General features: G+C 72.1%; 11 protein-coding genes. 10 read left to right on the top strand and 1 reads right to left on the bottom strand.

Annotation, left to right across the window (positions count from 1 at the left end; all coding sequences use genetic code 11):
• Positions 1-78: 78 nt before the first annotated feature.
• The 10 genes from ACAM42_RS20955 (at position 79) to ACAM42_RS20910 (ending at position 20,478) form a co-directional block, all read left to right on the top strand.
• Positions 79-831: a serine protease gene (locus ACAM42_RS20955; protein ID WP_369629247.1), complete on the top strand. Its 753-nt coding sequence runs from the start codon at positions 79-81 to the stop codon at positions 829-831.
• Between the two features lie 32 nt (positions 832-863).
• Entirely contained in the window at positions 864-1,328 is a 465-nt protein-coding gene (locus ACAM42_RS20950) for a hypothetical protein (RefSeq protein WP_095947094.1), read from the top strand.
• Between the two features lie 19 nt (positions 1,329-1,347).
• Positions 1,348-2,679 (top strand): trypsin-like peptidase domain-containing protein, encoded by a 1,332-nt coding sequence (locus ACAM42_RS20945; RefSeq protein ID WP_369629246.1) that lies wholly within the window; start codon positions 1,348-1,350, stop codon positions 2,677-2,679.
• A gap of 107 nt (positions 2,680-2,786) precedes the next feature.
• Positions 2,787-3,509 (top strand): TonB C-terminal domain-containing protein, encoded by a 723-nt coding sequence (locus tag ACAM42_RS20940; RefSeq protein WP_369629245.1) that lies wholly within the window; start codon positions 2,787-2,789, stop codon positions 3,507-3,509.
• Between the two features lie 10 nt (positions 3,510-3,519).
• Positions 3,520-4,065, top strand: coding sequence for an RNA polymerase sigma factor (locus tag ACAM42_RS20935; protein ID WP_369629244.1), 546 nt, complete (start codon positions 3,520-3,522; stop codon positions 4,063-4,065).
• A 73-nt stretch (positions 4,066-4,138) separates the two neighbouring features.
• Positions 4,139-5,104 carry a FecR domain-containing protein gene (locus ACAM42_RS20930; protein WP_369629243.1) on the top strand — a complete coding sequence of 322 codons (966 nt, stop codon included), beginning with the start codon at positions 4,139-4,141 and terminating at the stop codon, positions 5,102-5,104.
• 139 nt (positions 5,105-5,243) lie between these two features.
• On the top strand, positions 5,244-17,855 hold the full coding sequence (locus ACAM42_RS20925; protein ID WP_369629242.1) for a filamentous haemagglutinin family protein: 12,612 nt from the start codon (positions 5,244-5,246) through the stop codon (positions 17,853-17,855).
• A gap of 13 nt (positions 17,856-17,868) precedes the next feature.
• The gene (locus tag ACAM42_RS20920; RefSeq protein ID WP_095745813.1) at positions 17,869-18,426 is read left to right on the top strand and encodes an RNA polymerase sigma factor; all 558 of its coding nucleotides are present in this window, start codon (positions 17,869-17,871) and stop codon (positions 18,424-18,426) included.
• A gap of 60 nt (positions 18,427-18,486) precedes the next feature.
• A complete protein-coding gene (locus tag ACAM42_RS20915; RefSeq protein ID WP_070061133.1) occupies positions 18,487-18,714 on the top strand; it encodes a hypothetical protein in 228 nt (75 codons plus the stop codon).
• A 138-nt stretch (positions 18,715-18,852) separates the two neighbouring features.
• Positions 18,853-20,478 carry a phospholipase D family protein gene (locus tag ACAM42_RS20910; protein ID WP_369629241.1) on the top strand — a complete coding sequence of 542 codons (1,626 nt, stop codon included), beginning with the start codon at positions 18,853-18,855 and terminating at the stop codon, positions 20,476-20,478.
• 12 nt (positions 20,479-20,490) lie between these two features.
• Here ACAM42_RS20910 and ACAM42_RS20905 read toward each other — a convergent pair whose 3' ends face one another.
• Positions 20,491-20,997 (bottom strand): murein hydrolase activator EnvC, encoded by a 507-nt coding sequence (locus ACAM42_RS20905; protein WP_062480281.1) that lies wholly within the window; start codon positions 20,995-20,997, stop codon positions 20,491-20,493.
• Positions 20,998-21,021 lie beyond the last annotated feature (24 nt).

Below are 21,021 nucleotides of genomic sequence, written 5' to 3'. Positions count from 1 at the left end.
GCAGATGAAATTTTTGTGACAAACGACATTCCGGGGCGCGCAGTTCCGTCTTTGTCTCAGAGCTTTCGTGACTGTCCGATGCCCCCACTGCTGTTGTCTTCTGCCGGCCCCCGCCCGCGCCCGTGGGCGTCGTTCCTGCTGGCCACGGCGTTCGCCGTCCTGGCCGGTGCGGTGCATGCCGCGCCGCCCGAGGCCAACGCCAGCGGCGTGTTCCTCAACGCCGCCGGCGACGTGCTGACCGCGCGCCATGCGGTGGCGGACTGCCGTTCGCTGTTCGCCCTCAAGGACGCACAGGTGGCGCAGGCCCGGGTGATCGCCGAGAGCGCCGAGCTCGATGTCGCGGTGCTGCGCACCACCCTCACGCCGTACCTGCACGCCACGCTCGCGGCGGACGCGCGCGCGCCGGCCCCGGGCAGCGTGGGCGTGTTCACCGAGGCCTACGCGGTGCTGCAGCGCATGCCCGATCGCGCGGCGTTGCTCAGCAACGCCATGACCGTGCCCGGCGTGGACGGCCTGCAGCTGCTGTCGGGCGTGCAACCCGGCGCCAGCGGCAGCGCGGTGCTGGGCGCCGACGGCCTGTTGCTCGGCGTGGTGGTCGAGCGTGTCGCCGCCGCGCCGCATGCGTCGGGCATGGTGCTCAGCCGCGCGGCCTCGGCCGCGGGCGTGGCGGGCGGCGTGACGCGGGTGCGCGCGGTGCCGGCGGCGCGCTTGCGCGACTTCCTGGACGCCCACGGCATCGCCTACACGCAAAGCCGCGAACCGCAGCTCGGCCCGCAGCAGTCGCCCGCCGCGCGGGCCTCGACCCTGGCGGTCGGCGTGCTGTGCGGCTGAGCGTCCTTCTTCGACTTTTCATTGGAACTCCCATGACCTTTTCTTTCGGCAAAACCCTCGGCTGGCGCCGCCTGCGCCTGGCGCTCGGCGGGCTCGGCCTCGGGCTGTCCGCCGCCGCCGCGCCCCTGGCCGCATCGGCGCAGGCCCAGCCGCAGGTGCCGCAGCACTGGATCAGCTACGCCAACCTCGCGAGCAACCAGCTGCAGTCGTCGCTCAGCGATCCGGCCAGCGACACCGTGGTGCGCCTGCACACCTGGATGCAGGAACGCATGCTGAAAGAAGGCCAGCCCGTGCCGCCCGCGCCGGTGGTGGTGCGCGTGTGGGTCGCGGGCAGCGGCAAGGTCGAGCGCGTGGCCTTCGATTCGCTGGGCGATGCGCAGGCCGACACCGACCTGCGCGCGCTGCTCACCGCGCAGCCACTGGCCGAGCCGCCGCCGCGCGACATGCGCCAGCCGATGGTGCTGCAACTCACGCTGAGCTTTGTCGCGCGCACCTGACCGATCGCGGCGCCTTTGCGTGGCGCTGCTGGGCCTTGCGGCTGCAGTGCCGTTGCACGCCGCCATGCCGTGGCCCGTGCCGGGGCTCGCGGCACTGGTCAAGGCCTACGGGCCGGCCGTGGTCCACATCGGCGTGGAGCGGCCGTCGGTGCCGGCGCGCCGCTTCAGCGACCGCTGGCTGCTGCGCGCACCGCCGGCCGAAGCCGACGAGAGCAGCCTGGGCAGCGGCTTCCTCGTGAGCGCCGACGGGCTCATCCTGACCAACGCGCACGTCGTCGCGCACGGCACGCAGATCCGCGTGAAGCTGCCCGACCGGCGCGAGTTCCGGGCGCGGCTCATCGGCCTCGATGCACTGGCCGACGTGGCGCTGCTGAAGATCGACGCGACCGGCTTGCCCACCGTGCGCATCGGCGACCCGGCGGACGTGGAGCCCGGCGACGGCGTGGCCGCCATCGGCTCGCCCTACGGCTTCGGCAACTCGGTGACGGCCGGCATCGTCAGCGCCAAGGGGCGGCTGCTGCCGGGCGCGGAGTCGATGCAGTTTTTGCAGACCGACGTGCCGATCAACCCCGGCAACTCGGGCGGGCCGCTGTTCAACCTGCGCGGCGAGGTGATCGGCATCAACTCGCGCATCTACAGCCGAAGCGGCGGCTACCAGGGGCTGTCGTTCGCCATTCCCATCGACGCCGCCATGCGCATCAAGGACCAGCTGCTGGCCACCGGCACCGTCACGCGCGGGCGCATCGGCGTGTCCGTGCAGGAGGTGGGGCAGGCGCTGGCCGACACCTTCCGCCTGCCGCGCCCGGCCGGCGCGCTGGTGACTGACGTGGAGCCGCGCGGCGCGGCGGCGCGGGGCGGGCTGAAGACCGGCGACGTGATCCTGTCGGTGCAGGGCCGCGAGGTGGTGCAGGCGGCCGACGCGCTGGGCTTCATCGCCGAGCAGGTGCCGGGGCAGCGCGCGCGCCTCATGGTGTGGCGCGACCGCGCCGAGCACGTGGTCGAGGTGAAGGTGGAGGGCTACGACACGCCGCGCCTGCAAGGCGATGCGGCGGCGGCGGCCTCGGTGCCCTCGCGCCTGGGCTTCGCGGTGCGCCCGCTGGCGCCGGCCGAGCGGCAGTTCCTGCGTGTCGAGGGCGGGCTGCTGGTGCAACGCGTGAACGTGGCGGCGTCGCGCGCGGGCGTGCAGCCGGGCGACGTCATCCTGGCGCTCAACGGCCAGCCGATCGACAGCGCCGAAGCCCTGGCCCAGGCGCTGGAAGGGGCCGACGGCACGGCGGCGCTGCTGGTGCAGCGCGCGGGGGCGCGGATCTTCGTGCCGATCTGCGCGCAGGCCGGGTCGCCGAAGTGCTGAGAAGGCCTCGCGCTGACCGGCCAAGTCATCCGAACGTCATGCAGCGAACCTAGCATCCGCTTCGACATGCCCCCCGGGCCGCGGCTTTCGCCGGGCGTATCGAACTCATGCGGCATGCACCTCCTTCCTTTCCTCTCGTCTCCCTGGCCGGCATCGCGCTGGTCGCCTGCATGACCGGGCCGTGGATGAGCGCCCGCGCGCAGTCCGACGCGGCGCCGCTTCGGCCGCAGGCCGCGCGCATCGCCTTCGACATCGCAGCCCAGCCGCTGGCCGCCGCGCTGGAGCAGTACGGCCGCGCGACCGGGCTGCCCGTGTTCTTCGATGCCGAACGCGTGGCCGGACGTCACGCCGCGCCCGTGCATGGCCTGTTCGATGCGCAGGCCGCCCTCGATGCGCTGCTCGCGGGCACGGGCCTGGTCGCCGACGACGCCGGCGTGGGGGCCACGACCGCCTTCGTGCTCCGGCTCGCGCCGGCTGTGCCCGCGCCGGCACGCCCGGCTGATGCGGTGCAGGCCGCGCCCGCCACCGCGCACCGCGGCTACGACGGGCTGGTGCAGACCCGCGTCTGGGAAGCCCTGTGCGCTCACCCGCGCGCAGCGCCGGGCGGCTACCGCGCCGCGATGCGCTTCGTGATCGACGGCACCGGCCGCATCGCCCATGCCTTCCTGCTGCACACCAGCGGCGAGCGCGTGCGCGACGAGGCCATCCTCGACACGCTGCGGCAACTGCGCATCGACCGCGCGCCGCCGCCGGACATGGCGCAGCCGCTCACGATGCTGATCCTGCCGCGCTCGCAGACGCCCGGGCTCGAGTGCCCGGTGCGGCACTGACGCCACCGCCATGCCCGAGAACGCGCTGCCCGCGTTGCGCGACTTCCTGGTCGCGCGCTACGACGAGCTCAAGCAGCGGCTTGCGCGGCGGCTGGGCAACGCCGAGCGCGCCGGCGACGCGCTGCAGGACACCTGGCTGCGCCTGGAAAGCCGCGACGACATCGACGGCGTGCACGACCCCGCCGCCTACCTGCTGCGCGTGGCCGTCAACCTGGCCTACGACCAGGTCGCGAAGCAGGGGCGCCTGGCCACGTCCGACGAGATCGAGGCGCTGCTCGACGAAACCCCCGATCCCGCGCCGGGGCCCGCGCAGATCGCGCAGGACCGCGCGGAACTGGCCGCGCTGCGCGCGCTCATCGAGCGCCTGCCGCCACGGCGCCGGCAGGTGCTGGTGATGGTGCGCTGGCAGCACCTGCCGCAGCGCGAGGTGGCGGCGCGGCTGGGCATCTCGCTGCGCACGGTGGAGAAGGAACTCAAGGACGCGCATGACCACATCGCCGCCCGCATGGGCCGCGCGGACCGCATGCCGCAAGGGAGGGAGTCGCATGAAAAATAAAGTGCGGTTCACCGCGTCGAGAGCCGTCTCATGGGTATGCGACATCTTTCAGCGCGCCCGGGTTGAAGCCCCGATGACCTCGTCCGATGCCCAGGCACAGGCCTTGCGCGAAGCGCAGGCCTGGCTGCGCCGGCTGTCGTCCGGCGCGGCCACGCAGCACGACGTCGAGGGCTTTCGCCGCTGGCGCGACGGCAATCCCCTGCACCAGCCCGCGCTGGCGCAGGCCCGGCGCCTGTGGCAAGCGCTCGACCCGGCCATCGGCGGCATGCCGGCCGAGGTCCAACGACCTCCCATCCTGTCGGCGCGGCCGGTGGCTGCGCGCCGCGCGTTCCTCGGCGCGGCGGTGGGCGCGGCCGGCGCCGCGGGCGTGGCGGTGGTCTCTCCGCCGCTGGGCCTGTGGCCGTCGTTCGGCGAATGGAGCGCCGACTACCGCACGTCCACCGGCGAGCAGCGCGCGGTGCAGGTGGCCGAGGGCGTCGACCTGGTGCTCAACACGCAGACCAGCGTGCAGCGTCGCAGCGTCGAGGGCCGCGTCGTCGGCATCGACCTGATCGCGGGCGAGGCGGCCCTCGACCTGGTGGCCGGGCCGCAGCCCTTCGGCGTCGTGGCGGGCGCGGCCCGCAGCGAGGCGCAGGCCGGTCGCTTCGAGGTGCGCTACCTCGCGGGCCGGGGCTGCGTGACCTGCCTGGAAGGGCGCGTGCGCGTCACGCACGCGAAGGGTACGCGCGAACTGCAGGCCGGCGAGCAGGTGCTGTACGACGCGGGTTCGCTCGGGCCGGTGGCGGCTGTGGCCACCCGCGAAGCCTCGGCCTGGCGCAGCGGCGTGCTGGTGTTCCGGCAGACGCCGCTGGCGCACGTGATCGAGGAGATCAACCGCTACCGGCCGGGCCGCGTGGTGTTGCTGGCGCAGCGCCTGGCCGGGCGCGAAGTCAGCGGGCGTTTCGCCATCGCTTCGCTCGACACGGTGCTGGTGCAGATCCAGCGCTCGTACGACCTCGAGGTGCGCGCACTGCCGGGCGGCGTGCTGCTCCTTAGCTGATGAATGTGACAGCCTGATTGGCCCTCGCGTGCACTCAGGATTGGTCCAGAAACTTAGCGGTTTTGTTTGCGTCTGTCGGTCTGTCCAGTAAGGGGCACGGATTCCGTGCCGGTGCATTTCATTCTTTACTGGGCGTCAGATGAACACACACGAGGGACACCGCAGCCGCCGCCAGGGCGCTGCCGTGCAGGCGAGGAGCTTCCGGATTTCGCCGCTGGCACAGGCCATGGCGCTGGCGCTGGCCGCCGGTGCGGCCGCCGCGCCGGCCCATGCGCAGCGCGCCTTCAGCCCGACCTGGTTCAACGCCAAGGGCGCGGCGCAGGCCACGGCCACGGCCACCGGCCTGATGCCCAACGGGCTGCCGGCGGCGCAGCTCGCGGGTCCGCTCGCGCAGCAGCAGCGCGCGAGCGAGCAGCTGCAGCAGTCGATCGGCAACCTGAACCTGGCGGCACGCGGCATCGCGGCGCAGCAGGCGGCACAGGCGGCCGCGCGGCGCGCCGCGCAGAACGACCCCTCGGTGCCCGACGGCCTGGCCGAAGGCGGCCTGAAGGTCGACACGAATTCGCTGACCGCCGGCTGGTCGAATGCGCGCGCACTGACCGGTGATTCGCAGCGGCAGGTCGACGGCCGCACGGTCGTCACCGTCGAGCAGACGGCCGACAAGGCGATCCTGAACTGGGAGACCTTCAACGTCGGGCGCAACACCACCGTGGCCTTCGCGCAGCGCAAGGACTGGGCGGTGCTCAACAAGGTGAACGACCCGCAGGCGCGGCCTTCGCAGATCCAGGGGCAGATCAGGGCCGACGGCACGGTGATGGTCGCCAACCGCAACGGCATCGTGTTCAGCGGCAGCAGCCAGGTCGACACGCGCAACCTCGTGGCCGCGGCGGCGCAGATCGACGACGCGCAGTTCCAGGCCCACGGCGTGTACGCCAACGGCAACACACCCAACTTCAAGAACGCGCAAGGCCGCGTCGAGGTGCAGGCCGGTGCCAGGCTTTCCACGCCCGCACCCGCTTCGGCCACGCAGGGCGGCGGCTATGTGCTGCTGCTGGGCGCCGAGGTGCACAACGCCGGCGAGATTGCCACGCCCGGCGGGCAGACGATGCTGGCGGCGGGCGATCACTTCACCATCCGCAAGGGCGTGGGCACCGACGGCAACCTGGGCTCGACCACGCGCGGCAACGAAGTCGCGGTGACGCTGGACACGAACAGCCCGGCGGGCATGGTGCGCAACACCGGGCTGATCCAGGCGACCACCGGCGACGTCACGCTGGCCGGGCGCGAAGTGGTGCAGGGCGGCGTCGTCCTTTCCAGCACCTCGGTCAACACACGCGGCACGGTGCACCTGAACGCGACCGGCGCCACGGGCCAGGTCCGGTTCGGCGAAGGCAGCACCACGGCCATCGTGCTCGACACCGGCGGCGCGACCGCGCTCGACAGCCAGCGCGCCGGGCTCATGGCGCCGGCGGTCCAGCTGGGCACCGGCAGCATCGTGCTGGCGGGCAACGACCGCCGCGACCTGTCGCGCGTCGAAGTTGCGAGCGGCGGCACGGTCGAGTTCCAGACCGGCTCGCTCACGCTGGCCACCGGCGGCCAGGTGGTGGTCGACGCGAAGCAGCGCAGCCTCGTGCGCGAGGGTGCGCGCATCGACGTGTCGGGCGCGGTGGGCGTGAAGCTCGCGATGGAGTCCAACAACATCAAGATCAACGTGCAGGGCAACGAGCAGCGCGATGCGCCGCTCAACCGCGACAGCAAGAACCTCAACAACAACGACCTGTGGATCGACCGGCGCTCGCTGGTCTTCGTGCCCGGCGGCACCGGCGGCTACCAGGGCGAGCGCTGGTACACCGGCGGCGGCCTGCTCGAGGTGGGCGGCTACCTCGGCACGCAGGCGCACGGCGTGGGCGAGTGGATGGCGCAGGGCGGCGTGGTGGGCTTCAGCGGCGGCGAGCTGGTCACGCAGCGCGGCGCGAGCATCAACATCTCGGGCGGCACGCTCGACGTGCTCACGGGCAGGCTCAACCAGAGCTGGCTCAAGGGCGCGGACGGGCGGCTCTACGAAGTCTCGAAGGCGCCGGGCGACCTGCGCTACACGGGCGTCTACAAGGGTTTCGAAGACGAGCACGCGCGCTGGGGCAAGAAGACCACGGGCTTCTTCTACAACCCGCTGATCGGCCCGCAGACGCGGCTGGAAAGCGGCTACACCGTGGGCCGCGACGCCGGCCTGCTGATCGTCGGCACCCAGGCCGCGGTGCTCGAAGGCGAGATCGTCGGCGAGACCTTCCAGGGCGACCGGCAGACACAGGCGCGGCAGGCCGGGCTCGACGGCTACCAGCAGTCGACCGGCGCGGTGGCGCAGCGCGGGCAGCTCGTCGTGGGCCGCTACGACGCCTACTACGACAAGACGGCCGGTGCGATCCACCGGCGGCTCGACAGCGCCGGCATTAAAAACGTGGTGCTCGGCGACACGGCCGAAGGCATTGCGGCCGGTCTCGACCTCGCGACGGCGTTGCCGGCCGAACGCCGCGACACGCTGGTGCTCGATGCGGCGCAGCTCAGCGGCTTTCGCCTGGGCGCGGTGCGCATCGCGGCCACCGACAGCATCGCGGTCGACAAGGCGCTGCAGGTCGGCGACGGCGGCCACCTCGTGCTGTACAGCCCGAGCGTGAAGGTCAACGCCGACCTCGTCGCGCGCGGCGGCGGCATCCAGCTGGGCAACGTGCTCGAACAGGTCAGCCTCAACTACCTGAAGGACACCAGCACGCTCACCGCGCCCGACGGCGGCACGACCTCGGTGGTGCTCGCAGGCGGTGCGACGCTCGACACCCGCGGCCTGTGGACCCACCTGCTGACGAACCCCGCAGACGCGGGCGGCGTGGCGTATCGCAACGGCGGCAGCGTGTCCGTGCGCAGCACCGGCGATGTGGTGCTGGGCACCGGCAGCGTCATCGACGTGTCGTCCGGCGCGGCGCTGTTGTCGAAGGCCAAACAGCAAGGCGGCAAGGGCGGCAGCGTCACGCTCGAGGCGGACGGCTTCAACACGGGCAGCGGCCATGTCGCGCTCGACGGCGCGGTGCTGCGCGGCCACGGCGTGGACGGCGGCGGCACGCTGAGCGTGCAGACGATGCGCGTCGCCATCGGCGACACCTCGGGCACGGCGCAGGCCGACACGCTGATGCTCGACGCCGGTTTCTTCGACAAGGGCTTCAGCCGCTATGCGCTCATCGGCAACCACGGCCTCACGGTGGCCGACGGTGCGCAGATCGACGTGACGATGCCGGTGTACCGCTTCGGCGCCCACGCGCAGGACGTCGCCACCGGCAGCCGTCCGGCCGACGCGCTCGAGGTGTGGACGCCGCCGCTCTACCAGGAAGACACCACCCAAGCCGTGCTCACGCAGCGCAAGGGCGCGAGCCTGTCGCTGCAGGCCGGCACGACGACCACGCTCGCCAAGGAGCTGCCGACGGTGCAGGCCGTGATGGGCAAGGGCGCGGCCATCCACGTCGACCCGGGCCAGGCCATCGAGGTGCGCAGCGCCGGTCAGCTCACGGTGGACGGCACGCTGCGCGCGAACGGCGGGCGCATCGTGCTGAAGACGGTGGACATCACCGACCTCGAGGCCGACATTGCCAATGCAACGGCCCATGCCCGCTCGATCTGGATCGGCGGGCAGGCGGTGCTCGATGCGTCGGCGCATGCGGCCACCGCCACCGACACCACCGGCAAGCGCTACGGCCTGGTACGCGACGGCGGCAGCATCGTGGTCGGCGGCGAGATCGATGCGGTGGGGAGCAAGGCCACCGCGTCGCAGAACTTCGTCGTCGTGCGCCCGGGCGCGCTGCTCGACGCCTCGGGCACGCATGCGGTGCTCGACGTGCCCGGAATGGGCGCCACCGATGTCGCCAGCAACGGCGGCAGCATTTCGCTCGCGTCGTACAACGGGCTGCAGTTGGACGGCACACTGCGCGCCGTCGCGGGCGGCGAGCGCGCGGCCGGCGGCACGCTGGCCGTGGTGCTCGGCACGCCGGGCCTGCGCCTGCACCTGGACCCGCTGCAGCAGGCGGAAGACCGCGTGCGCCGGCACCGCGTGCTGGTGCTGGGTGTGGCGCAAGGCGCACCGCTCGCGCCCGACACCCTGCAGGCCGGCGTCGACGACGACGCCCTCGCCTACGGTCAGGGGCGGCTGGGCACCGACACGGTCCGGCGCGGCGGCTTCGACACCCTCTCGCTGTTTGCCGGCTCCACGCTCGCCTTCGAAGACGGCGTCGACCTGCGCATGCGGCAGGGCCTGCAGATCTATGCCGGCGGCCTTGCGCTCGCCAAGGATGCGCCCGACGACGCGCACGTGGCACTGTCGGCCGCGCACGTGCGGCTGGCCGGCGCGATGCCGTCGTTCACGCGTGAAGTGCTGAGGGCGCCCGTCGCCGAAGGCGGTGTGGTGCGCGTGCCGTCCGGCGCCCGCCTCGATGTGGCCGGCGACCTGATCGACATCCGCGACGGCATGGGCTTCGGCGTCAACGGCAAGGTCCCCGTGCTCGACAGCGCGAGCGAGTCGCCCGTGGTCGACCTGGCCGCCTTCGGCCATGTCACGCTGGCCAGCAGCGGCGACCTGCGCTTTCTGCAAGGCCGGCAAGACGTCGGCGTTTCCACGAGCCTCGTCGTGCCCGGCAGCCTGACCCTGCGCGCCGCGCAGATCTACCCGGCCACGGGCGTGGTGGCGCTGGTGTCCGCGGGCCTGGCGCCGGACGGCACCTACCGGCCCGACACGGCGCTGCGCATCGAGGGCACGGGCGCGACCCCGCAGGTGCCGTACTCGGCCTTCGGCGACCTGTCGCTGCGCGCCGGCGTGATCGAGCAGGGCGGCGTGGTGCGGGTGCCGCTCGGGCAGCTGACGCTCGGCGATGCGCTCACCACGCAGGTCAGGCTGCTGCCCGGCAGCCTCACGTCCGTGAGCGGCGAGGGGCTGGACATGCCCTATGGCGGCACGGTCGACGGCATCAACTACCTGTACGACGGCAAGCAGGTCAAGCTCACCGGCGTGGGCGCGGGCGACACCTACAAGCGCAACCAGACGATCGGCCTCACGTTCATGGGGGCCAGCGTGCAGGGCCAGGAAGGCGCCACGCTCGACCTGTCGGGCGGCGGCAACCTCAGGGGCGCGGGCTTCGTGAGCGGACGCGGCGGCTCGACCGACGCGCGCTTCAGCCCGCTGATGCAGGTGGGCGCCCGCGGCGGCTTCACGCTGCCGGGGCTCGCGACGAACCCCGTGTATGCCATCGTGCCCGGCGTGCAGCCGGCGGTGGCGCCCACGGGCGCGGAGAAGGGCGCGGTCGATCCGCTCGTGGGTCAGCACATCACCATCGGCGCTGGCGTGCCGGGCCTGCCCGCGGGCACCTACACACTGATGCCCTCGACCTATGCGCTGCAGCAAGGCGCCTTCCGCGTGGAGCTGAACGGCGCGGCCGGCCTGGGCGCGCCCACCGGCACGCTGGCGATGCGCAACGGTTCGTGGCTCACGGCCGCGCAGCTGGGCGTGGGCCGCACCGGCATCGGCGACACGCTGTTCCGTCAGGCGATCGTGACGTCGGGCGAGGTGCTGCGCAGCTACTCGCAATACAACGAGATGGGCTACGCCGACTTCGTGCGCGCCGATGCGTTGCGCGTGGGCGTGCCTCGGGCCATGCTGCCGGCGGACGCGCGCAACCTGCACCTGAAGCTCGCGCCCGGTGCGGGCGCCGAGGCCTTGCGCTTCGACGGCACGGCGCGCTTCCGGGTGGGCGAGGGCGGCCGGGGCGGTTCCGTGGTGGCCACGAGCAGCGAGGAGCAGCTCGGTCTCGAGATCGTCGCGGCCGGCGCGCCGGCGACGGCGGGCTTCCAGGGCGTCACGCTGGATGCGGGCGCGCTCAGTGGCATGGGCGCGTCGCGCCTGGTCATCGGCGGCTTGCAGGGCGCCGACTACGGGCAGAGCGGCAACGTCATCCAGACCGGCGACGGTGGGCAGAGCGTGGTGCTGCGCCAGGGGGCGGTGCTGTCCGCACCCGAGGTGTTCCTGGCCGCGGTGGGCGTGACCGAGGGCACGCCGCTCAGCGTGGTCGTCGAGCAGGGCGCGCGCATCCACACCCTGGGCCGTGGCAAGGCCGCCTACGATGCCGGCGACGGCTTCGTCTACGCCGCGACCGGCCAGATGCTGATGGTCTCCAACGGCCGGGTGAGCACGCTGCCGGTGCCGCAGACCCAGGCCACGTCGGACAACCGGAGTCTGCAGATCGGCGTGTGTGCCAGCGCGTCGTGCAGCGGGCAGACCGAGCTGTATTCCGAAGGCACCATCGCCATGGTGACACCCGACCGCTTCGAGATGAACGAGGCGGTGCGCTACGGCACGCGCCACCTCACGCTGGCGGTGCGCGGCATCAACGTGGGCGACAGCGCCGCGCTGGCCGCCGCCGCGCAGAACCACACGCTGCCTCCGGGACTGGCCATGAGCCAGGCCTTGCTTGACCGCCTGCTGCGCGGCGACCGGCAGTACGGCGCGCCCGCGCTCGAAACGCTGGAGTTGAGCGCCAGCGGCGGCGTCAACTTCTTCGGCACCGCGGCGCTGGACACCATCGACCCCGCCACCGGCAAGGCGACGATGGCGCAGCTGGTGCTGGCCACGCCTGCCATCTATGGGCAGGGCGGCGCGGACGACGTGGCCACCATCCGCACCGGCCGCCTGGTGTGGCAGGGCGCGACCACGGCGCCTGCTGCCGTGGTGCGCGACGGCGCGGGCACCGGCAGCGGCACGCTGAACATCGAGGCCGAGCACATCGAGTTCGGCTACGGCCCCAACAGCCAGCCGAGCGGCCTGGAAGACGCGGGTCGCCTGGTGTTGGGCTTTGCCGACGTGAACCTCAAGGCCTCCGAGCGCGTGAGCGCCAACCACAAGGGCAGCCTCTCGGTCTACCAGTCGCAGGGCGCGTACGAAGCGGGCAAGGGCTACGCGTACAGCGGCGGCAACCTGCGCATCGTGGCGCCGCTGCTGACGGGCGAGGCGGGCTCGGTGAACCGCATCACGGCGGGCGGCACGCTGCGCGTGGCCGCACCGGCCGGTGCGCCGGCGGCGGCCACCGGCGATGCGGCGCTGGGCGCCGAGCTGAGCCTGCGCGGACGCGACGTGCCGCTGGACACCGCCGTGGCGCTGCCCAGCGGCAAGCTCACGCTGGGCGCCGAACGCGACCTCACGCTGACCGACCGCGCGGTGCTCGATCTGTCGAGCCGCGAGGTGGTGTTCAACGACGTGAGCAAGTACAGCGCCGGCGGCGACGTGGTGCTCGAAAGCCTGCACGGCAACCTGCGGCAGGCGGCGGGGTCGGTGATCGACATCTCGGCGCAGAACAACCGTGCGGGCACGCTGAAGGCGATGGCGCTCGACGATGCGGCCGGCGCCGTCGATCTGCAGGGCCGCATCCTCGGCGCGAGCAGCGGCCACTACGACGCGGGCGGCACGCGGGTGCCGTTCGCGGCGGGCAGCGTGGACGTGCGCGCGCGGCAGCTCGGCGACGCCGAGTTCGCGGCGCTCAACCAGCGGCTCAACGACGGCGGCGTGTTCGGCGCGCGCAGCTTCCAGTTGCGCCAGGGCGACCTTGTCATCGGCGACGGTTTGAAGGCCGGCGAGGTGAACGTGTCGCTCGACAACGGCAGCCTCACCGTGAACGGCACCATCGACGCGAGCGGCGAGCGCGTGGGCCGCATCAGCCTGGCCGCGAAGCACAACCTCACGCTGGCCGGCAGCGCGGTGCTCGATGCGCACGGCCGCACGCTGCGCGTGGACAGCCACGGCCAGATCATCGATTCGCCGAACCGCGCGATGGCCGAACTCACGTCGAACGACGGCCAGCTCACGCTGGCCTCGGGTTCGCGCATCGACCTGCGCCACGGCACCGACGCCCAGGTGGGCGGCGAACCGGGCCAGAACGACGGCAGGGCGCGCGGCACGCTGGAACTCAACGCGGGCCGCACCGGCGAGACCGTGGGTGACATCCGCATCGACGCCAGCGGCACCCTCGCCATCGAGGGCGCGCGCTCCATCGCCGTGAACGGCATGTGGCGCTACGACGATGCACGCTTCGGCACCGATGCGGCGGCCACCGGCCGGCCCTACCAGGTCATCGACCAGGCGTACCTCGACGCCAAACACCTGCAGAGCACGGCCTTCATCGACCACGCGCTGGCCAACGGCGCGCTGATGAACGGCAAGCTCGCGGGCCTGAACAACGCGCGCTATGCCGACGCCTTCCACCTGCGCCCCGGCGTGCAGATCGTCAGCAAGACGCCCGACGGCGACCTGGTGGTGCAGGGCGACATCGACCTGTCGGGCTACCGCTATGCGAGCGCCAACCCGCACACACCAAAGACCGGCGTGTACGGCTCGGGCGAGGTCGGCACGCTGGCCCTTCGCGCGGGCGGCAACCTCGACATCTTCGGCAGCATCAACGACGGCTTTGCGCCGCCGCCCGCCACGCCGGACGACGGCGGCTGGCTGCTGCTGCCTGGCGTCAACCTGCTGCGCGGCGACACCGTGCTGCCGCGGGGCGGCGTGGTGCTGGCCGACGGCACGACCTTCGAAGGCGGCGCCGGCACGCTCAACTACGACCTGCCGCTCAAGTCGACGCTCTTCGTGGCCGGGCAAGTGATGCCGGTGGCCGGCGTGCTGGCCCAGGCGCTCGAACTGAAGGTGGGCACGGTGCTGAGTGCCGACGTGCGCAACGCGTCGGGCGCGCTGCTGTTCGCGGCGGGCAGCATCGTCAGCGGCGCCGACGTGACGCTGCCGGTGGGCACGCGCCTGGGGGCCGGCATGCGCCTGCCGTCGGCAGCCACGCTGTCGGGCGTGGTGTGGCCCAAGGGCGTGCCGCTGCCCGGCAACGGCAAGAAGTTCGTGCTGAACGGCGCCCTCACGCTGCCGCTGGGCGCGCTGCTCCCGGCCGCGACCAACATCAGGCTGCCCGGCGGGGTGACTTCGGTGAACCTGCGCCCGGACGGCGCCGGCAGGCTGTGGGCCGCGGCGGCGATGCTGCCCGAAGGTTCGCAGTCGTGGTCGGTGCGGCTGGCCGCGGGTGCGGACCTGAACGCGGCGGACAACCGCATCGTGCAGGTGCATCCGGCGGCGGGCCGGGGCGACCTGCGGCTGGCGGACAGCCACTACGGGATGTTCGGCAAGCTGAAGCCCGGCGGCGCGTTGTGGAGCGTGGAAGGGTCCATCAACTTCGTGGGCGACGAGAGCATGGCTGGCAAGCCCATCGATTTCGCGGACATCCAGTACCCGGAGCTTTGCGTGGACCTTCCCAGCTATTGCGTCATCGCCGCCCCGGAGTACAGCTACCTGCCGGGCAGCACGCGCTTCAGCGTGGTGCGCACCGGCGCGGCCGATCTCGACCTGCTGGCCGCCGGCAACCTGCGCATGGATTCGCTGTTCGGCGTGTACACCGCCGGCGCCTCGTCGCAGGCCACGCGGGCCGGCGACCCCTACAACCTGCCGCGCGCGGTGGGCGCCAAGGGCACGGTGCTCAACGACGCGAGCGGTGGCTACGAGAAGTTCGTCGATGGCGGCGCGCAGAGCCTGGCACGCGCCTGGTACCCGGCCTCCGGCGGCAACCTGACGCTCAAGGCCGGCGGCGACCTGACCGGCGACATGATGCTGATCTCCGGGGGAAGCGGCTTGGGGCGGCCGAATCCGGCCGATAAGGGCTTCAACAGCGGCGCCATCGGCAACTGGCTGTGGCGCCAGGGCACGGGCGACAGCTTCGGCGGCGCGCAGGACCAGCCCACGGCGTGGTGGATCAACTTCGGCTCGTATGTCGGCACGACCGGGGCGGCCGACAAGTTGCTCGGCTTCACCGGCTTCGGCACGCTGGGCGGCGGCGACCTGCGCGTGGACGTGGGCGGCAACGCGGGCCTGCAGGGACGGCGCGGCGCCAAGATCGATTCATACAGCGACAGTCGGCGCAGCCAGGGCCTGGTGCTGGCGGTGGGCGGCACCGGCCGTGTGCTGGCCGATGGCAGCCTGAGCCTGACGGGCGGTGGCGACGTGCTCGTGCGCGTGGGAGGCGCCTTCAATCCGCACAACACGCCCTATGTGGAGGGTGCCGGTGGCGACATCGACGCCGGGCTCAACGGGGCGATCGTCAACCTTCGGGGCGACGTGCAGTTGCAGGCCGGCACCCTCGGCAGCCTGCCCCTGGTCTATGGTCTCTCCGAACGGGCGCAGTCGCCCCGTGAGACCCGCGCCTACGACCTCTACACGGCAACCCGCGGCATGGCGCAAGGCGGCATCGTGCTGGCGCCGGGCGATGCGAACTACACGCTCGCCACGCGTGGCGACTTGGTGGTCAAGGGCGTGATCGATCCGACGCGCGTGGACCTCGCCAACGCCACGCCGTTCAGCGCCAACGGCCTGGCAGGACAGGGCCAGAGCTGGTTCACCCTGTGGACGCCGCACACGGCCATCCGCCTCTTCGGCGCAGGCGGCAACCTGGTGCCGGTAACGGGTGGCGCGGGCGTGCCCGTGACCGACTCGGCCTTCGTGTACCCCTCGATCCTGAGTGCGGTGGCCGCAAGCGGCAGCCTGTTCTACGGCGACGCGGCGACCTTCGAGAGCACCGGCACAGGCAGGCCGCTGGTACTGGCACCCTCGGCCCACGGCACGCTGGAGTTCCTGGCCAGCGACTCGATCTATGCGGGAGGCAACACCGTGAGCCAGTCGGGCGCGGCGGCCTCTGCGCTGGCGACGCCGCTGCGTCCGGCGTTCCAGGGCACCGCCAGCGACGGCACGGTGCTAGGCAACCTGTCGGGTGGCAACAACCTGGCCGGCGGCGGCGTGCGTCCGCTGTTCGCCTTCGGCCCCAACACGGTGTCGGGTGAAGCGGTGGGCACGCAGCCGGCGCGCTTCTACGCCGTGCATGGCGACCTGGTCGGCGTGAGCAGCGGGCGCATCCTGCGCTTCGGGCCTGACGATGCGACGCGTGCCGGCCAGACCTGGTACGAGGGCGCGCAACCGGTGTGGATGCGGGCCGGGCGCGACATCGTCGCGAGCGGCACGCCTGTCGGCCAGACCGAGCCCTCGAACGGCCTGGCACAGGCCTACTTCGAGAGCAGCGGCAACCTGTTCGCGCACGCAAGGCCGGGCGACATCTCGGTGGTCTCGGCGGGCCGCGACATCCTGTTCAGCACCTTCAACGTGGCCGGCCCCGGCACGCTGGAGATCACGGCCGGGCGCGACATCCGCATGGAGAACAGGGCCTCGGTCAGCAGCCTCGGCGCGGTGGTGCCGGGCGACAGCCGGCCCGGTGCGGGCATCGCGATGTTGGCCGGCGTGGGCGCCCACGGGCCCGACTACGCGGGCTTTGCGCAGCGCTACCTCGATCCGACCCACCTGATGCAGAGCGGCCAGCCGCTGGCCGACCAGGCCGGCAAGGTGGTGAAGAACTACAACCGCCAGCTCACGCTGGGCGACTGGCTGCGCGCCGAGCATGGCTACAGCGGCGACGACAACGGCGCGGCGGCCTGGATGGCGCAGCGGCAAGCCCGCCTCGACGCGGATACCGGCACGCCGCGCCGCGTGCTCGCCAACGACTACCGGCAGGCGAGCCAGCTGTACCTCGTGAACTGGCTCGAAGCCTCGCAGGGCTACGGCGGCAAGGGCGGCGCACAGGAGGCGCTGGCCTTCTTCAACGCACTGCCGCCGGAACAGCAGCGCAGCTACCTGCGCGGCGTGTACTTCGCGGAGCTGAAGGAGGGCGGGCGCGAATACAACGACGAGAGCGGCGTGCGCTATGGCAGCTACCTGCGCGGGCGCAACGCCATCGCGTCGCTGTTCCCGGGAACGAGCTACAGGGGCGACATCACGATGTTCGGCGCGGCCGGCATCAACACGCTGTTCGGCGGCGACATCGCGCTGCTCACGCCGGGCGGACGCCAGGTGTTCGGCATCGAGGGCGCGGCGCCGCAGGCCGTGGGCACGTTGATTCCGGGCGTCATCACGCAGGGGGCGGGCGACATCTCCCTGTATGCGCTGGGCAGTATCCTGCTGGGCCAGAGCCGGATCATGACCACCTTCGGCGGCAGCGTGCTGGGCTGGTCGGCCGAAGGCGACATCAACGCGGGCCGGGGCTCGAAGACCACCGTGGTCTACACGCCGCCCAAGCGCGTGTACGACCGTTGGGGCAACGTGGTGCTGTCGTCGGACGTGCCGAGCACGGGCGCGGGCATTGCCACGCTGAACCCGATTCCGGAGGTGCCGGCCGGCGACATCGACCTGATCGCGCCGCTGGGCACCATCGACGCGGGCGAGGCGGGCATTCGCGTGTCGGGCAACGTGAACCTGGCGGCGCTGCAGATCGTGAATGCCGACAACATGGCGGTGCAGGGCAAGAGCACGGGGCTGCCGGTGGTGGCGTCGGTGAATGTCGGTGCACTGACCAATGCCAGCGCCGCGGCCTCGCAGGCCACGGCGGCGGCGCAGGACGTGATGCAGCGCGAACGCGCGGCGGCGCGTCAGAGCCTGCCGTCGGTGTTCTCGGTGCGCGTGCTGGGCTTCGGCAACGAGCCCGCGTCCGGCGCGCCCGAGGCCCCCGAGGTGCGGCGCAGGCCGGCGGAGCAGGTGAGCTACGACCCGTCGGGCTTCGTCCAGATGGTGGGGCACGGTGCGCTCACCGACGCGCAGCTGACGCGCCTGAACGAGCCCGAACGGCGCGGCTTGCCGCGCGGCCGCTAGGCGGCGACGCACCATGTCGCACGCCTGCCTGCTGCCCCGCGGCGATGCCGCGGGGACCGCCCCTGCGCCGCCGGACGTCCAGCAACTGCTGGTGGCGCACTACGCGCAACTGCACCGGCGGCTGTCGCTGCACCTGGGGTGTGCCGACGCCGCCACCGAAAGCCTGCACGATGCCTGGCTGCGCCTGGCCGAGGCCGCCTTCACGGATGCCTTGCACAACCCCGTGGCCTACATCTTCCGCGTGGCCTGCAATGCCGCCATGGACCGCCTGCGCGCCGAGCGTCCCTGGCAGTACACCGGCGAGGCGGACGACACGCTGGCCCAGGTGGCCGATCACGCACCGGGGCCCGAGCTGATCGCCGAGGCGCGCTCCGACCTGAAGGCGGTCGAACGCGCGATGCAGGGCCTGCCGCACCGCCACCAGGACATCTTCGTCGCCCTGCGCGTGCACGAGCTGACGCGGCACGAGGTGGCGGTGCGGCACGGGCTGTCGCTGCGGCGGGTGGATTCCACGCTGCGCCAGGCGCTGCAGCGCCTGCCGACCGGTCGCCGCTCGGACATGCATGCCTGAGCCGTTGCTTTTGTATGCAATGTTTGCAAATGAAAACTAAAGGCCTATGATGAATTCATCATGGACTCCGCCCGACTCGACCTTCACGTGCCAGGTGGCTGGACGGGATGGTTCGAACTCACGCGCACCCCGAAGGGCACCTACGCCGGCATCGCGGCGCTGAGCCTGGACGGCATTCCGCGCTGCGCGCTGGTCATCACCCAGCAGCTGTCGTGGGACTCAGCCGTGGCGCGCGCGAACGTGCGCGCGGAGCACTTCGTGCGGCAGTGGTCCGAGCGCGCGCACTGACGAAGGCATTGGCTGCGCGCTCGCGCCGCGCGTGGTAGAAACCGCCACCCGTGGGCGCGGTCGTGCACCGCGCCGCGCGGCAGCGGCGTTTTTTCTCCTTCGCTCCCGTGCCCTTGCCCTCCCTCTTTTCTGTCGTTCATGCGCAACCTGTCCCCCCGGGCTGACGTGCCGCGCGCCCGGTGGTTCGCCTGGCTGCTGTGCAGCCTGGCGATGCTCGTGCTCGCCGGTTGCGCCGGCCTGCCGACCGAGGTGGTGCGCAAGCCCTCGAGCGCCATCACCGACGGCGCGGACACCGCGCTGGGCCGCCTCGTGCGTGCCGCCGCGCCGCCGGGCGAGCCGCTCAGCGGCTTTCGCCTGCTGCCGATGCCGCAGTTCTCGCTGCACGCGCGCATCGAGCTGGCGCGCCGCGCGCAGCGCTCCATCGACGTGCAGTACTACCTCGTGCAGAACGACGAGACCGGCCGCTACCTGCTGCGCACGCTGCGCGACGCGGCCGACCGCGGCGTGCGCGTGCGCCTGCTGGTGGACGACCTGTACACGGCGGGCGCCGACCCGCTGTTCACCAGCTTTGCGTCGCACCCGAACGTCGAGGTGCGCCTGTTCAACCCGTTCCCGGCCGGGCGCTCGCGCTTCGGCACGCGCTGGGCGTGGTCGATCCTGGACTTCGACCGCGTGCACCGCCGCATGCACAACAAGCTGTTCGTGGTCGACAACACGATGGCGGTCATGGGCGGGCGCAACATCGCCAACGAGTATTTCCTGCGCGACGGCGGCTCCAACTTCATCGACATCGACACGCTGGTGGCCGGCGCCGTGGTACCCCGGCTGTCGTCGCTGTTCGACATGTACTGGAACAGCCTGTACGTGTACCCCATCGAGTCGCTGGTGCCGCGCGGCGGCGAGTCGGCGCAGGCGCTGCGCGAGCGCTTCGACCGGCTCACCACGGGCCCCGAGACGCTGCACCCCGAAGAACCTGAATCGACCGACCTGCTGGGCCACAACCCGCTGGCCAAGGACCTCAACGCCGGCAAGCTCGCGCTGAGCTGGGCGCGCGCCGAGGCGTACGCCGACGCGCCCGCCAAGGCGCTGGCGCCCACCGACGAAGGGCGCGGGCTGCCGGCCGACCAGGCCGCCGACAGCGTGCTCTACAACGTGCAGCGCTACCTGCGCGGCGCGCAGCACGGGGTGCTGCTGACCACGCCGTACCTGATCCCCGGGCGCGGCGGCATGGAGACGATGCAGATCGTGCGCGGCAACGGCGTGGGCTACACCATCGTCACCAACTCGCTGGCGGCCACCGACGAGTCGCTGGTGCACATCGGCTACCGCCGCTACCGCGCGCAGATGCTGCGCCTGGGCGTGGAGCTGTACGAGCTGAGCCCCAAGCGCGTGGAGCAGACCAAGCGCTTCGGCATCTACGGCTCGGCCAGCGGGCGGCTGCACGGCAAGTCGGCCGTGATCGACGGGCAGGTGGTGTTCGTCGGCTCGATGAACTTCGACCCGCGCTCGGCGCTGCACAACACCGAGATTGGCCTCTTCATCTTCAGCCCGCAGATCGCGCAGCAGCTCACGAGCCTGATCGGTTTCATGCGGCTGGACGGCGCCTACCAGCTGCAGCTGGGGCCGCGCGGCGGCATCGAGTGGGTGAGCCCGGCGTCGGGCGACGGGGCGGACACCATCCTGCACACCGAGCCCGAAACCCATTTCTGGGCCCGCTGGCGGCTGGAGCTGCTGGCGCCCCTGGTGCCCGAAAGCCTGCTGTAACGGCTTTTACGTTTACTGCTGCAAACGGCCGTTGAGGTACGGCTCGGGATCGACGGCGGTGCCGTTCTTGCGGATCTCGAAATGCAGCTTCACGCGGTCGGATTCGCTGTTGCCCATTTCGGCGATCTTCTGGCCCTGGCGCACCACGGCGCCTTCCTTCACGAGGATGGTCTTCGCGTGGGCGTAGGCCGTGAGGAAGGTTTCGTTGTGTTTCACGATGACCATGTTGCCGTAGGAGCGCAGCTCGCCGCCCACGTACACCACGCGGCCGTCGGCCGAGGCCACGATGGGGTCGCCCAGGTTGCCCGCGATGTCCAGGCCCTTGTTGCGCACGCCGTCGAAGCGGCCCACGGTGGTGCCGGCGGCGGGGCGGATGAACAGCGCCTGGCGCGGCGGCGGCGGCGTGGCGCCTGGAACAGGCTGCTGCGGCGGCGTGGGGCCGGGCGTGGTGCAGGCGGCAATGCCCCCAGCCACGAGCAGCGTGGCGGCGGTTCGGAAAACAAAAGTCTGAAGGTGCATGACGCTGTTGGAACGGATTCGTTG

The sequence above is a fragment of the Variovorax sp. V35 genome (assembly GCF_041154465.1).
GTDB classification, from domain to species: domain Bacteria; phylum Pseudomonadota; class Gammaproteobacteria; order Burkholderiales; family Burkholderiaceae_C; genus Variovorax; species Variovorax boronicumulans.
Note: the sequence above shows the minus strand (reverse complement) of the source record. Positions and strands in the feature narration are given on the sequence as shown.

Bases quoted from the DNA above. Each gene is read 5' to 3' on its own strand.
- ACAM42_RS20920 (WP_095745813.1), top strand. From the start codon at position 17,869: ATGTCGCACGCCTGCCTGCTGCCCCGCGGCGATGCCGCGGGGACCGCC.
- ACAM42_RS20910 (WP_369629241.1), top strand. From the start codon at position 18,853: ATGCGCAACCTGTCCCCCCGGGCTGACGTGCCGCGCGCCCGGTGGTTC.
- ACAM42_RS20955 (WP_369629247.1), top strand. From the start codon at position 79: ATGCCCCCACTGCTGTTGTCTTCTGCCGGCCCCCGCCCGCGCCCGTGG.
- ACAM42_RS20925 (WP_369629242.1), top strand. From the start codon at position 5,244: ATGAACACACACGAGGGACACCGCAGCCGCCGCCAGGGCGCTGCCGTG.
- ACAM42_RS20915 (WP_070061133.1), top strand. From the start codon at position 18,487: ATGGACTCCGCCCGACTCGACCTTCACGTGCCAGGTGGCTGGACGGGA.
- ACAM42_RS20935 (WP_369629244.1), top strand. From the start codon at position 3,520: ATGCCCGAGAACGCGCTGCCCGCGTTGCGCGACTTCCTGGTCGCGCGC.
- ACAM42_RS20940 (WP_369629245.1), top strand. From the start codon at position 2,787: ATGCGGCATGCACCTCCTTCCTTTCCTCTCGTCTCCCTGGCCGGCATC.
- ACAM42_RS20905 (WP_062480281.1), bottom strand. From the start codon at position 20,997: ATGCACCTTCAGACTTTTGTTTTCCGAACCGCCGCCACGCTGCTCGTG.
- ACAM42_RS20950 (WP_095947094.1), top strand. From the start codon at position 864: ATGACCTTTTCTTTCGGCAAAACCCTCGGCTGGCGCCGCCTGCGCCTG.
- ACAM42_RS20930 (WP_369629243.1), top strand. From the start codon at position 4,139: ATGACCTCGTCCGATGCCCAGGCACAGGCCTTGCGCGAAGCGCAGGCC.